Here is a 14,350-nt window from a genome sequence, read left to right as displayed (position 1 = left end):
CATCCTCCTTTTAAAATTCTGAACTTTCAATTGGTTCTATAGTTTGTTTGTAAATCTTTATCATTTTTAATAAATTATTTAGACGAGTATATATATCTGGAGATATATTATCCCTCTTATAATGAAAATCTTCAGGATCTAGAAGATAGCTATGAGTAATAGCCAAGGTTTTTTTATTATTTTCCATAGCATCCACTAAAAGCTCACTTAATTTTTCTGAGTTAAAGTACTCCAGCCTAAGCTCTTCAGCATCATCGTAGGCGTAAACAGGAATAGGTGTTAAAAGATTTTCAGTAATGTTATATTGACTGCGATAAATATTGTGAGATTCGTATTTTATATCTGTTACTTCTATTAATGCTTTAGCGGTATTATCATCCATTGAGAAATAACCACCTCTAAATATTTCAATAGGAGCAATTTCTTTAGAATGTAAGTAGTCTAAACATAATTTTATTAAAGTTTTTTGTTCTTCATAATTGTATGAAGCTAAAAGTTCCTCATTTTCTTTTAAAAATGGACAGTTCATACTTATTTCTTCAGGTAAATTATCTGGATGAATATGAAGACCAAAAATTACTTTGTATTTTTTTATTACCTGGACTAAGTTAAGTTTATGCAGCATGTCTGCAAAATAAGGTGTGATAAAAAGAATGGTGTATACATCATTATCTGTATTTAACTTAAGTAATCTTTCTAAGTGTTTAACGTTATTTTCTAAGTTTTTATCGAAGTTTGTCCCTTCTGAGTCTATGGATAAGGCGAAATCAAATCCGTCTTTTTTAAAAAAGTCTTTTATGTAACTCATAAAAAAACCCCCTCTATATTAATTATTGATTTACAATTATTTATTCTTAGAATAATTTACACAAAATTCAAAAAAATATATAAGATAAATTCCCAATATGTAAATAAATGTATTGAAAAATTACAACTTGGCAAGTATAATTAAGTTGTATATATTAACAACTTAATTATATAATACAAGTGTTAGGTTGTCAAAAAATTTCAGTGCATATTTTTAAAAAATTTTGAAAAGGGTGATAAATATGATAACTTTAGGATTTCCAAGAATGCATAAAGAAGAAAACGAAAAAAGAGATTTCTTACCAGAATTTTTTAATATGTTAAAAAATGAAGAATGCATATTTTATTTAGAAGAAGAGTATGGCAGTAAAATGGGAATAACAGAAGAGGAATACTTAAAAGTAAATCCAAATATAAGATTTGTAAGTAATGAGGAATGTTATAAAAAGGATATAGTAGTGGTTTTAAGATCCCCAGAGTTTAAAGAAATAGATATTATGAATGACAATTCAACATTAGTAAGTATGCTTCATTATCCTACTAGAGATACTAGGGTAAGAAAGCTTAAGGAGAAAAATATATTTGGAATTTCAATGGACTCCTTGCGAAATGACTTTTTAGAAAGAATAGTAGTAAATTATAATGGTACTTCTGGAAATGGTGTAGAAATGGCCTTTAATGAATTATCAAAGATAATGCCAAATTTTTATTATCCAGATAGAGAGTGCATAAATGTATCTATAATAGGTATGGGAATGGTAGGGCTTTATGCAGCAAAGGCAGCAGGAAAGTATGGTAGCATAGAGCTGAATAAAAAGATGAACAAGCTAAATACTAAGGGAGTAATAGTAAATATGCTTCCTAGAAGTATAACGAATGATAGAGAAGAGCTTATTAAGATACTTAAGAACACAGATATATTGGTTGATGCATCAACTAGAGATAATCCTTCGCAATATATCATAAATAATGAACTTATAGGATATTTAAAGCCTCATGCTGTTATACTAGATTTAACTGCTGATCCATATTTGACTGATATAAATCCTATTCAGGTAAAAGCTATAGAGGGAATACCTACAGGAACACTAGATAAACCAGTTATATATGAAAATGATGAAGTATATAAAAACATTCCTGAAGGAGTAAATAATTCGATTAGAAGAACAGTTGTAAGCTGCAATGCATGGCCAGGAATAAAGCCAGAAGAGTGTATGAAGCTTTATGGAATTCAGTTATTTCCTATAATTCAAAAGCTTATAAGATTAAGTAGAGAAGAATTTAATGAAGATAGTGATGATTATTTTGTAAGAGCAATCTATAGAGGAACTATAGAATACTTTGAAAAATGTGAAAAGCACTAGAAATTTGGTGGGTTTTGATATATTATATTTGATGTACTGATTTATAATGAAATCATGTAAAAAAGCATTTCTAATGAAAATTGGAGGAATATAGATGAAAAATCCACATGGTGGAGCGGTATATAAAAATATAGCTCTAGACATAGCAAATAAAATAGTACTTGGAGAACTTAAAGCTACTGAAAAGATAAGCGGAAGATCAACGCTGGCTAGTATGTACAATGTATCTCCAGAAACTATAAGAAGAGCAATAGCATTATTGGAAGACATGAATGTTGTTTTATCTACAAAGGGCAGTGGTGTAGAAATAATGTCAATCCAAGCAGCCGAAAAGTTTATAGAAAAAAATAAGGATACTGAGTATTTAGCAACTGTTAAAGAAAATATATTTGACCTTATAGATAAAAAAAGAAAATTAGATGAAGAAATAGAAGTGAATTTTGAAAAAGTGTTAGATTTTGTTGATAGATTTAAAAATATAACCCCATTTACTCTTATTGAGGTTGAAATAAAAGGGGACTGTAAAGTATTAAATAAGAAAATAAACGAATTAAGATTTTGGCAAGCTACTGGTGCTACTTTATTAGCTTACAGAAGAAATGGGAAAATAGTAGTATCCCCAGGGCCTGACTATGTATTTAAAGACGAGGATATAATAGTGGTTATAGGCACAACTAATGTATATGATAAGGTATATGATTTTATATACAATGCATATTCAGAAGTAGAGAGTTAATGAAGTATTTTATAAACCGCTGAAAATTATATGATGAGAAATTTTAAATGTCATGTTGTAAGAACATGGCATTTTTTGTATTATAGTTATAGAATAATTTGGGGGGGAAAGCAATTGAAAAGTTTTTTTATAAGATTTAAGCATTCACTTTCTACATATAAGAAACATGATGAAAGGTGGAAGTACTTGGTTTTGGGAGTTTTAGTATCATTTATATCTTTATTTGCATTTTTAAGTATAATAGAAGATTATTTTGAAAATGGAGGTAATTATGCTATAGATAAGGTAGCTATAAACTTTGTAAAATCTATAGAGACACCTTTGCTAAGTAAGATAGTATACAGCATAACTACACTTGGAAATTCTTCAGGTGTAATAATACTCACACTTTTAGGAGCTTCATTCTTAATTTATAAAAAACTTAAAAGTGAGGCAGCATTTTTATCCTTGAATATTTTAGGGGTATGGCTTTTAAATGAGGCTTTAAAAGCATTTTTTAAAAGAAATAGGCCAGATATAAGAATTATAGAAGTGCATGGGTATAGTTTGCCAAGTGGACATGCTATGATTTTTATGACACTGGCAATAATAGCTTCTTATCTTATATTGATTCATCTAAAAGGTATGACCATAAGATGTTTTTTTGCGACTTTATTAATAATACTAGCTATAGCTATAGGATTAAGCAGAGTGTATTTAAGAGTACATTATTTAAGTGATGTACTAGCAGGATGGTCAGCTGGTGCCTTTTGGTCAGCGTTAAACATAATTTTTCATAGATATTCATATTATAAGAAAAATGCTAGGCGTTTTTAATGTTGAACGGGTCGTATAGAATTTGCATAATTAATGAAACATCTCAGTATCCTGAGATGTGCTGATTTATAACGGAATCAGAGATTTCTATAAATCATGCAATCGTTCACTGGGCAAAGAAGCTCTAATTCTTTCTACAATGCAAATCCCATACTATATATTCAACATTAAAAATATCACTCATATTTACTAACTTAATGAAATTTATATGAGAAGAAGGTTTAAATATTGAAAAAATTGTTGATGATTTTAGGGATGACTTTTGTTTTAGCAATTTCAATTTTATGTTTCGAGACTTTTAATTTGTCAAGGAAGGTACCTATTCCATTAATAAAATATAATAATTTAGAAATCAAAGTTGTTCCATCTACATATGCATGGTTTAATAAAAGTAAAGGTGGAAATAGTATTCTAGGATTACCTCCTGAAGAGGGTGTAAAAAATATTCAGCCTGTTATCATAGAATCCAATGGAAAAGTATTTTTTAGATTTGATGTTTTTTTAAAACCAAAAAACATTTCACTTATTCTTTGGAGAAATGGGAAAATTATTTCTGAAAAAACATTGAAAGGAACAAAAGAAGGATTTTTTTATGCACCTAATGAAACAGGGATATATGTTTATGAAATTAACGGCCAATGGGACGAAACACACACTTCTTCATTTTCATTTAAAATAGAAGTAAAGAATTAAAATATGTTAGAGTTGTTATTTGATTTATTGAATGTATTGATTGCTTTTGTAAATATTAACTTGACGATATTAGGCTATCGCCATAAAAGATTTTTATGTGCTAAATTATTGAAATAAATACATTTTTAATGGGGAATTCCATACGAAACATTCCCCATTAAAAATGTTTCAATTATCTACAACATACTAATTAAGATTGGAGCCAGAACAGAGGTTATTATACCAGCAATTCCTATAGCAAGGCTTGACATTGCCCCTTCTGTTTCTCCCATCTCAATTGCTTTAGTAGTACCTATAGCATGAGCTGCTGTACCTATAGATATTCCTATAGCAATTTCATTTTTTATTTTAAATACTTTACAAACTAAAGGAGAGATAACTGCGCCTATAATACCTGTAAGTATAATAGCGGCTACAGTAATAGCAGGGATTCCTCCTATTACCTTGGAAACCTCTATCCCAATAGGTGTTGTTATAGATTTAGGAACTAAGGAAAATGTAAGCTCATCGTTAAGACCAAATAATTTAGATATATAATATATGCTAAACATTGCTGTAATTGACCCAACTGTTACTCCTAAAAGTATGGGAGCAAAGTACTTTTTAATAAGATCAAGTTTATGATATAGTGGTACTGCAAGTACGACTGTTGCAGGTCCTAAAAAGAAGCTTATGAGGTTACCTCCGATATTAAAGGAATCTAAACTAATATTAAAAAGTTTAATTATAAATATAACTAAAATAATTGCTATTAATAATGGATTAAAAAATGGTATTTTAGTCTTATGATATATATATAAGCCCAGTTCAAAGCATAGTAATGATATGAGCACTCCAGTCATAGGGGAGTTTAAAAGTTCAGTCATTTTTCTCAATCCTCCTTATATACAATTGGATAGTCCAACCTGTAACAACTATAATTAGTACAGTTGTTATAAGACAAATTGTAATAAAGCTTATCCATTTGTTTTTTAATAAAGGTAAGCAAGTAAGTATACCTACTCCGGCAGGTATAAAAAAGAAGGCTAAATGGTCCAATAAAAAAGCTGTGATTTTATCAATCATAGTCAATTTTATAATGCCTTTATAAAGACAGGCAAATAAAATTGACATACCTATAACATTTCCTGGGATTGTCAAATGAAAAACGGTATGTATTAGTTCTCCCAAATAGCCTATTATAAGAATAATAGCTAATTGTCTTAAAAGTTTCACTAGAACACCTCTTTCTTTAAGAATTATATTAAATGTACAATCTTTATTTTAGTACTTTTCTACATAAAAAACTATATTTTTATAAAAAATATCAAATTATGAGCTAAGGTTATGGTGTTTTTTTAATAAAAAGGAATGTAATTATAATTATGAGCATACTTGTGCAGTTGTTTACTTTTTATAGATAAATTATAATATATGATATTGACAATATAAGAAAAATGATAATATAATAAAATGTAACTTAAAAGGAAATAATATAAATTCTATGAAAAGGAAAGTACTTTTTATAAAGTTCTTTAAAGCGAGTAGAGTATGGTGAGAGTCTACAAGAAAGTAAAAAGGAAGAGAGCCTTGGAGAAGTTTATCTAAAATCAGTACTTATGAAAGTAAGATAAATCGCAAGTTTGCGTTAAAATTTGGAGTGGACATTAGTCAATTAGAGTGGTACCGCGGAATTTACCCGTCTCTGTTTTTTTACAGGACGGGTTTTTGTGATATAGCATTATAATAAATGATATATGTGGTAAAAATAATAATAAATGGAGGTAGTACATATATGGATTTTAAAAATACTTTAGTAAAAAGAATTAAAGAACATGTAGATATGCCAGAAGAAAAAATAGAAGCATTAATAGAAATTCCACCTAGACCAGAAATGGGAGATTATGCATTCCCATGCTTTCAGCTTTCAAAGGTACTTAGAAAGGCACCAAATTTAATAGCTGAAGAGCTAAAAACTAATATAAACAAAGAAGGATTTGAAAGAATAGAAACTATGGGTCCATACTTAAACTTCTTTGTGGATAAATCTGTATTCACTCAAAATACCTTAGAAAAAATATTAAGCGAAAAAGAAAACTATGGTAAAACAAATTCAGGTGAAGGTAAAAATGTAGCAGTGGAGTACTCATCTCCAAATATAGCAAAGCCTTTCCACGTAGGACATTTATTTAGTACATCTATAGGAAATTCTCTTTATAAAATATTGAGTTTTGAAGGATATAATTGTACTAGAATCAATCACTTAGGTGACTGGGGAACTCAATTTGGAAAGCTTATTTCTGCTTATAAAAGATGGGTAGATGAAGAAGCATTAGAAAAAGAACCTATTAAAGAGCTGCTTAGAATATATGTAAAATTCCATGATGAAGCAGAAAAGGATCCTTCTTTAGAAGAAGAAGGAAGAATGCACTTTAAAAAATTAGAAGACGGATCAGAAGAAGAAGTAAGACTTTGGAAGAGATTTAGAGATTTAAGTCTTAAAGAGTTCAATAAAGTATATGAAATGTTAAACGTAGAATTTGACTCCTATGCTGGAGAAAGTTTCTATGGAGATAAAATGGATGCTGTAATAGAAGAAATAGATAAATGCGGTCTACTTACAGAAAGTAATGGAGCAAAGGTAGTAATGCTTGAAGATTACAATATGCCTCCATGTATAATAAAGAAATCCGACGGAGCAACTATATATGCCACTCGTGACCTTGCAGCAGCTGTATATAGAAAAAATGCATATGATTTTGACAAGAGCATATATGTAGTAGGACTTGAACAATCACTGCACTTTAAGCAGGTATTTACGACTTTAAAACTTATGGGTAAGGAATGGGCAGATTATTGCAAACATGTAGGTTTTGGACTTGTAAGATTTGCAGACAGAAAGCTTTCAACTAGAAAGGGAGAAGTTATATTCCTTGAAGAGCTTCTAAATGAATCAATAGAAAAAACAACAGCAGTAATAAAAGAAAAAAATCCTGATTTAGCAAACAAGGAAGAAGTGGCTAAGAAGGTAGGGATCGGAGCAGTTATATTCACATATCTTAAAAACAATAGAGAAAGAGATATAGTATTTAACTGGGAAGAAATGTTGAGCTTTGATGGAGAAACAGGACCATATGTTCAATATAGTTATGCAAGAGGTAAAAGCATATTAAGAAAAGCAGGCAATATAGAAGGAAGCATAAATTATAAAAAACTATCCTCAAAAGAAGAATTTGAGCTTGCAAAAACACTATCCTCTTTCAATGAGTCAATACTTTATTCTATAGATAAACTAGAACCATCTATCGTTACAAGATATGTTATAGATGTAGCTAAAGGATTTAATAAATTCTATAATGCACATAGTATTGTGAATGCAGAAGATGAGGAAACTAAGGTTGCAAGAATTAAGTTAGTAGAAGCTACTTGCCAAGTTATAAAAAATGGATTGAACCTTTTAGGAATAGATGTAGTAGAAGAGATGTAAGTATAAATATTGTGCATGTAGTACTTAACTTATGAATAGGGTACTACATGCATTTGTATAAGTAAGGGTTGCTTTGGTTTGGAGGAGAGTAATGTATATAAGAACTCGAGAAGAAACAATTGATCTAAAACCTGATATATTTTATAAATATGATATGGAAAATATGGCTTACTTTGATATAGAGACCACGGGATTTGACAAAGAAAAGGATTGCATTATGCTTATTTCTTTAGGATGGTTTTCTGAAAAAAGTACCTTTTGTGTTAAACAATACTTTGCAGAAAACTTGCAAGAAGAAAGAGATATACTAATGCAATTTAAAAAAGACATTGAAGGTTTTAATACATGGTGTTCCTATAATGGAAAAGCATTTGATGAACCATTTATTAAGATAAAGCTTACAAAACATAATATAAATTGTATAATGCCTGATAACCATGTGGATTTATATAGAATGATACGACCTTACTATAAAAAGCTTGGTATAGAGAGATGTAATTTAAAAACTGTTGAAAAATTTATAGGTATACAAAGGAAAGATTTAATTGATGGTGGAATAAGCATCGATCTATATTATAAATACTTACAAGAACGTGGAGAAGAGTTAAAAGAAACGATCATGCTTCATAATTTTGAAGATGTACTGAATTTGCCCAAGCTGTTTGAAATTGTGTCCAAGATTGATGAAGATGATTTAAGAAGAGATGATATTATAACAGAAAAGCAGTACAAGTATCTCCAGTATTTGATTAAAAAAAGCAATATTGAAATTCCCTGTGATGTAGAAAAGATATCTAAAAAGTCTGCAGGCAAGGTTATTGACTGCTTGCTAAGGGGAAATATAGATATAGAAGAATTGATGACAATAATAAAAAATAGTTATTAAAAGAAGTAATAGTGAAATTTCACTATTACTTCTTTTTGTAACTAGGACAGTGGGAAGAGCAACTACCGCAGTCGCACTTTCCTTGACCTTTATTTTTTATATTTTTATAAAGTATATATACAGCAGAGCCGACAATTGCTGCTGTAATGATATATTGAATAATCATGCTTTTCACCACCTAAAATATAACATTTAGAATCTGATATGTTATAAAAGATATAATCCAAGCTAAAACAAATTGATATACCATGGAGAAGATAGCCATTTTATTTCCGTATTCTTTCTTCATTGTAGCTATAACTGAAACACATGGAGTGTAAAGAAGAACAAATACTAAAAATGTATAAGCAGTTACAAAGTTAAAGTGCTGAGGAAGTATACTCATTAAGTCTCCACCATATATTACTCCCATGGAACCAATTATAACTTCTTTAGCCATAAAGCCTGTAAGAAGTGAAACTGAAGCTTCCCAGTTTCCAAAGCCTAGAGGGCTAAAAATAGGGCTTATAAACTTACCAATAGAAGCAAGTAAACTGTTATTCATATCAGTCATACCTTGCATGTTAAAATTAGATAATATCCAAACTATAATTGATATTGAAAATATTATAGTACCAGCTTTTCTTAAAAATCCCTTTCCTTTATCCCAAGTATGAAGAGCTAGGTTTTTAAGTGTAGGTAGTTTATACTCAGGTAATTCAAGTATAAATGGCTCTTCATCTTTTTTAAATAATGTATTTTTAAATATTATACCTATAATAAAAGCTATAAATATGCCTAGAAGATATAAGGAAAATACCAATAAGCTTTCATGTCCAGGGAAAAATGCTGCGGCAAAGAGACCGTATACAGGAAGTCTTGCGTTACAGGACATAAGTGGAACTATTAGTGCTGTAAGTTTTCTATCCTTTTCACTTTCTAATGTTCTAGCTGTCATTATTGCAGGAACTGAGCATCCAAAGCCAACTATAAGAGGAATAAATGCCTTTCCTGAAAGTCCCATGCTTCTCATGAATTTGTCCATTATAAAAGCTGCACGAGCCATATATCCGCTGTCTTCTAAGAAAGAAATTCCTAGGAAAAGAGCAAGTATAACTGGCAAGAACACTATTACTGAACCAACACCGCCAATTATTCCATCAATTATTAATGATTGGAACCAAGGGCTTGTACTGGAAAGTACCATTTCTACAAATGGTACAAATTTATCATTTAAAAGACCATCTAGAACATCAGCTAGGGGATTTCCTACCCAAGTAAATGTGAATTCAAATATTAAATATAATAGTCCTAAGAAAATAGGATAAGCTAAGAATTTATTTAAAACAATCTTATCTATAGCTTTACCAATATTTTTATTATTATTTTCAGGAGATACTGTTACTTTATCTAGCACTTCATCAATAAAAGCATAAGCTTGAGATTCATTCTGAAACTGATAATCATTATCATTGCTGTCTCTAAAAAAAGTACCGCTTTTTAGCAGCAATTTCAACTCATCTATACCTATATTTTTAGAAGCTGATATTGGAATTACTTGTACGCCTAATGCTTTACCTAAAGCATCATAATTTATTTTTATTCCTCTTTCGTTGATTATATCTACCATATTTAATATCAATACAATAGGCTTATTAAATTCTTTTAATTGAAGGGTAAGATATAAGTTCCTTTGTAAATTAGAAGCATCTACAATGTTTAAGATTACATCCACATCGCCATTTAAAAGAAATTCCTTTGATACTTTTTCCTCATTAGAATAGGTATCCATGGCATATATACCAGGAAGATCTACTATTTTAACATTAGAATCTAAATAACCCTCTTTTTTCTCAACCGTTACTCCAGGCCAATTTCCTACGTACTGATTGGAACCAGTTAGTGCGTTAAAGAGAGAAGTCTTGCCTACGTTAGGATTACCCAACAATGCTGCATTTGTCATAAACTGCCTCCTTATATTCTATTCCTCTTACAAGTATATTTTTTGCATCATTTTTTCTTATTGCTAAATCAAAACCTCTAAAATTTATAATTATAGGATCACCAAAGGGCGCCTTGTTTTTTAAACAAACTTCTGTTCCTGCGATGCAGCCTAAGGATAAAAGACGTTTTGCTAATTTTTCATTTCCAAAAACATTTTCTATACAAGCCTTTTCTCCAGGTTTTAAATCTATAATACACATATTATCCACTCCTCGTTGATAATTATTATCATTCTCAATATTAATATACCACCATAGGCAGGGAATGTCAATATAAATTTTAGCTTGACAGAGGTATTAAATAAAAATAAATCTGTATTTAAGTATTAAAAGCTATATATTTTACAAATACTTTAGTAAAGGGTATAATAAAAAGTAAATTGGAAATATATACTTTTTTAGTGAAAATAACTTATCTATAATAATTAAAATAATAATTGCAGGGAGGTATGAATATGAAGAAGGTAGCAGCGTTTTTTGATATAGATGGTACTCTTTATAGAGAAGGGTTAATTACGGAATTATTTAAAAAGCTTATAAAATATGAAATAATATCTCAAGATAGATGGTACAAAGAAGTAAAGCCTGAATACGTAAAGTGGGATAAAAGAGAAGGAAATTATGATGATTATTTATTGAAAATGGCTAGTATTTATATAGAAGCAGTAAAAGGTCTTCCTAAATATCAAGTAGAATATATAGCTAAAAATGTAATAGAACAAAAGGGAGATAGAGTATACACTTTTACTCGTGACAGAATAAAATGGCATAGAAGCCAAGGGCATGTGGTTGTAACGGTTTCGGGAAGTCCTATTGAACTTGTTAAGGAAATGAGCGTTAAACATGGATTTGATGATTATAGAGGCACAATTTATAAGTTAAATGAAGAGGGAATATATACTGGAGAAGTTATACCTATGTGGGACAGCGTAAATAAAAAAAGAGCGATAAATGAGCTGAAAGATCTTTATAATATAGACTTAAATGCAAGTTATGCCTATGGAGATACAGCTGGAGACTTTTCTATGTTTCAAATGATAAGGTATCCCATTTGTGTAAATCCAACTAAAGAACTATTAAAAAAGGTTATGAGTGATGAAGAGGTAAAAAACAAAATAAAGATAATAGTTGAAAGAAAAGACAGTGTTTATAACTTAAGTACTGATTGTTTAGATATATTAAATATGTAGAAGTTAAGATAAATAATCTAGAAAGAGTGGAGTTTATGATTGTAAGGGAAAATACACAAAAGGTTGAAGAAATAAATGAAGATATGGCTTTAAAAATAAATACAAAGGAATCGATATTTAAAAAAGCAGTATTTTTTGACTTAGAGCATTATGTATATAAAAAACCTATATGTATAGGAGTGTTTGGATGCAGTTATTATGATGAAGAGAAGCAGGTTTTAAAAACTACTCAATATATGATAGAAAATAAAGCTGACTCCTTAGAAATTTTAAGACTAGCTAAAAAATATTTTGTAAATTTATATGAAAATAAAGGGAAGAGATATATTGTTACTTTTTCAGGAAATAACGATTTTACTGTAATAAATTATCTCATGAATAAATATAAATTGAATCTTAATTTAGAAGAATATTTTACTCATATAGATTTGCAAAAGGAATATGAAAAGTGCAAAGGTGTAAATATAGGTCTTAAGGCATTAGAAAAGGAATTTGAGATAGAAAGAGAAAGTGAGCTTATAAGCGGTCAAAACCTTGCCAAAACCTTTGGAAAGGTAATAAAGGATAGAGAGTATATAAATCGAATGCCAACTGAGAAGAAGGAAAAGATACTTCTTTATAATGAGCAGGACGTAGTAAGCTTATTTTATATGTATATTACTTGGGAAAAGTATGTGTCTAGCGAAGTTTCCCCTAAAGAGTAAAAAGTCTCCTTAAAAATCAAGGAGACTTTTTATTTTATTGAACTTCTTTTAACTTTTCTATTCCTATTCTGATTCTTCTTAATGATTCTTCTTTGCCAAGTATTTCAGCTATTTCAAAAGCTCCACCAGGAGTAAATTGTTTTCCTGAAACTGCAGTTCTAATTGGCCAAAGAACTACTCCATTTTTAACTTCTAATTGCTTAACTAAATCCATCATGGAATCATGAATAGAAGTTAAATCCCAGTTTTCTAGTCCTTCTAATATAGGAAGGGCTTTTTCAAGACTTACTAGGGAATTTTCATAATTAGTTTTCATCTTTTTATGAATATATAATTCTGGAGAATAATCAGGCATTTCTTCAAAGAAATCAATTTGTCCAGGTATTTCACTTAATACTTCTGTTCTAGTGTGTAAAAGTTCACTAAGTTTCATTAAATCTAAGTCTTTTTTAATAACTTGATTGTAATATGGAAGAGCCATCTTATGGAATTCTTCTACAGGAAGCATTTTTATATATTCTGAATTCATCCATCTAAGTTTTACAATATCAAATATTGCAGGTGCCTTATTTATGTGAGTGAAGTCGAACTTTTCTATAAGTTCTTCTAAATTAAATATTTCTTGAGTAGTTCCTGGGTTCCATCCAAGTAAAGCTATATAGTTTAATATAGCATCCTTTAAAAATCCTAATTCAAGTAAATCTTCAAAGGAAGCATCACCTTTTCTTTTACTTAATTTATTGTGAGCATCTCTCATTATTGGAGGACAGTGAATATATTTTGGTACATTCCAGCCAAAAGCATCATATAAACGATTATATTTTGGAGAAGAAGATAAATATTCTGTACCTCTAACTACATGAGTTATATTCATAAGATGATCATCTACTACGTTAGCAAAGTTATAAGTTGGGAAACCATCAGATTTCAAAAGTATCATATCATCAAGTTCATTATTTTCTACTGTAACCTTTCCGTAAAGCTCATCTTCAAAAGTAGTAGTTCCAGTAGAAGGATTATTTTGTCTTATAACAAATGGAACACCGGACTTTATCTTTTCATCTATTTCTTCCTTTGATAGGTGAAGACAATGTTTGTCATATTTAAAAGGTCTATTTAAAGCTTCTGAATTTTGTCGAAGCATATCAATTCTTTCTTTGTCACAGAAGCAGTAATAAGCATCGCCTTTATCTATAAGCTTTTTAGCATATTCCATGTAAATAGGCTTTCTTTCACTTTGAATGTAAGGACCTACAGGACCTCCTACATCTGGACCTTCATCATGATGAAGACCTGTTACATTTAATGTGTTATAAATTACTTCTAAAGCGCCCTCTACTTGTCTTTCTTGATCCGTATCTTCAACTCTTAATAAAAAATCTCCTCCATCATGTTTAGCAATTAGATAGGCATAAAGTGCTGTTCTAAGGTTACCAACATGCATGTATCCGGTTGGACTTGGAGCAAATCTAGTTCTTACTTTTTTTCCATCCATAGTTTTTCAACTCCCTATTGTATAAATATTTTAATCCATAAAAGGACTTAAAAATTCAGTAAAACAAAAACCTCTCATCCTTTAGATTAAGGACGAAAGGGATAGGTTTTAAGTCAATTCTATCATATAATACTATGATTTCCCTGTCAAGCTAATGAAAGAATAATGACTTATTAAGTGGTATTAAAGTAAATATAAAGAATTAAGTTAC

15 protein-coding genes and 1 other annotated feature are annotated in these 14,350 nt (G+C 29.6%); of the genes, 8 read left to right on the top strand and 7 right to left on the bottom strand.

The window, feature by feature from the left end; translation table 11 throughout:
- Window positions 1-10: 10 nt before the first annotated feature.
- Entirely contained in the window at window positions 11-808 is a 798-nt protein-coding gene (locus tag DP68_RS09700; protein ID WP_035308934.1) for a hypothetical protein, read from the bottom strand.
- A 241-nt stretch (window positions 809-1,049) separates the two neighbouring features.
- On the opposite strand from DP68_RS09700, the gene DP68_RS09695 reads away from it, so the two are divergent.
- The 4 genes from DP68_RS09695 (at window position 1,050) to DP68_RS09680 (ending at window position 4,416) form a co-directional block, all read left to right on the top strand.
- Window positions 1,050-2,171: an alanine dehydrogenase gene (locus DP68_RS09695; protein ID WP_035308932.1), complete on the top strand. Its 1,122-nt coding sequence runs from the start codon at window positions 1,050-1,052 to the stop codon at window positions 2,169-2,171.
- Between the two features lie 94 nt (window positions 2,172-2,265).
- Window positions 2,266-2,907 (top strand): TrkA C-terminal domain-containing protein, encoded by a 642-nt coding sequence (locus tag DP68_RS09690; protein ID WP_035308930.1) that lies wholly within the window; start codon window positions 2,266-2,268, stop codon window positions 2,905-2,907.
- A gap of 114 nt (window positions 2,908-3,021) precedes the next feature.
- Window positions 3,022-3,723, top strand: coding sequence for a phosphatase PAP2 family protein (locus DP68_RS09685; protein WP_035308929.1), 702 nt, complete (start codon window positions 3,022-3,024; stop codon window positions 3,721-3,723).
- A gap of 228 nt (window positions 3,724-3,951) precedes the next feature.
- Window positions 3,952-4,416, top strand: coding sequence for a hypothetical protein (locus DP68_RS09680; RefSeq protein ID WP_035308926.1), 465 nt, complete (start codon window positions 3,952-3,954; stop codon window positions 4,414-4,416).
- Between the two features lie 176 nt (window positions 4,417-4,592).
- On the opposite strand, the gene DP68_RS09675 is transcribed toward DP68_RS09680, so the two are convergent.
- Window positions 4,593-5,282 carry an LrgB family protein gene (locus DP68_RS09675; RefSeq protein WP_035308923.1) on the bottom strand — a complete coding sequence of 230 codons (690 nt, stop codon included), beginning with the start codon at window positions 5,280-5,282 and terminating at the stop codon, window positions 4,593-4,595.
- On the bottom strand, window positions 5,275-5,631 hold the full coding sequence (locus DP68_RS09670) for a CidA/LrgA family protein (protein WP_035308922.1): 357 nt from the start codon (window positions 5,629-5,631) through the stop codon (window positions 5,275-5,277). Before DP68_RS09670 ends, DP68_RS09675 begins: the two co-directional genes overlap by 8 nt.
- A 259-nt stretch (window positions 5,632-5,890) precedes the next feature.
- Window positions 5,891-6,105: a binding site (T-box leader), on the top strand.
- A gap of 85 nt (window positions 6,106-6,190) precedes the next feature.
- On the opposite strand from DP68_RS09670, the gene argS reads away from it, so the two are divergent.
- Complete coding sequence (gene argS / locus DP68_RS09665; RefSeq protein ID WP_035308920.1) at window positions 6,191-7,882, top strand: arginine--tRNA ligase; 1,692 nt, start codon at window positions 6,191-6,193, stop codon at window positions 7,880-7,882.
- A gap of 91 nt (window positions 7,883-7,973) precedes the next feature.
- Complete coding sequence (locus DP68_RS09660) at window positions 7,974-8,768, top strand: ribonuclease H-like domain-containing protein (RefSeq protein ID WP_035308918.1); 795 nt, start codon at window positions 7,974-7,976, stop codon at window positions 8,766-8,768.
- A gap of 25 nt (window positions 8,769-8,793) precedes the next feature.
- Here the strand turns inward: DP68_RS09660 and DP68_RS19225 are convergent, their stop codons facing one another.
- Genes DP68_RS19225 through DP68_RS09650 form a run of 3 tightly spaced genes read right to left on the bottom strand, consistent with a single transcriptional unit; the run spans window position 8,794 to window position 10,951 of the window.
- Window positions 8,794-8,934 (bottom strand): FeoB-associated Cys-rich membrane protein, encoded by a 141-nt coding sequence (locus DP68_RS19225; protein WP_081957164.1) that lies wholly within the window; start codon window positions 8,932-8,934, stop codon window positions 8,794-8,796.
- 12 nt (window positions 8,935-8,946) lie between these two features.
- Complete coding sequence (gene feoB / locus DP68_RS09655) at window positions 8,947-10,710, bottom strand: ferrous iron transport protein B (RefSeq protein WP_035308916.1); 1,764 nt, start codon at window positions 10,708-10,710, stop codon at window positions 8,947-8,949.
- A complete protein-coding gene (locus tag DP68_RS09650) occupies window positions 10,685-10,951 on the bottom strand; it encodes a ferrous iron transport protein A (protein ID WP_052085737.1) in 267 nt (88 codons plus the stop codon). Before DP68_RS09650 ends, feoB begins: the two co-directional genes overlap by 26 nt.
- Window positions 10,952-11,205: 254 nt before the next feature.
- On the opposite strand from DP68_RS09650, the gene DP68_RS09645 reads away from it, so the two are divergent.
- Both DP68_RS09645 and DP68_RS09640 read left to right on the top strand, forming a co-directional pair.
- Window positions 11,206-11,940, top strand: a complete 735-nt coding sequence (locus DP68_RS09645; protein ID WP_035308915.1) for an HAD-IB family hydrolase — start codon at window positions 11,206-11,208, stop codon at window positions 11,938-11,940.
- 35 nt (window positions 11,941-11,975) lie between these two features.
- A complete protein-coding gene (locus tag DP68_RS09640; protein WP_035308913.1) occupies window positions 11,976-12,644 on the top strand; it encodes a ribonuclease H-like domain-containing protein in 669 nt (222 codons plus the stop codon).
- 34 nt (window positions 12,645-12,678) lie between these two features.
- Here the strand turns inward: DP68_RS09640 and gltX are convergent, their stop codons facing one another.
- A complete protein-coding gene (gene gltX, locus DP68_RS09635; RefSeq protein WP_035308911.1) occupies window positions 12,679-14,139 on the bottom strand; it encodes a glutamate--tRNA ligase in 1,461 nt (486 codons plus the stop codon).
- Window positions 14,140-14,350: the final 211 nt, after the last annotated feature.

The sequence above is a fragment of the Clostridium sp. HMP27 genome (assembly GCF_000765165.1).
Classification (GTDB): Bacteria; Bacillota; Clostridia; order Clostridiales; family Clostridiaceae; genus Clostridium_AK.
Note: the sequence above shows the minus strand (reverse complement) of the source record. Positions and strands in the feature narration are given on the sequence as shown.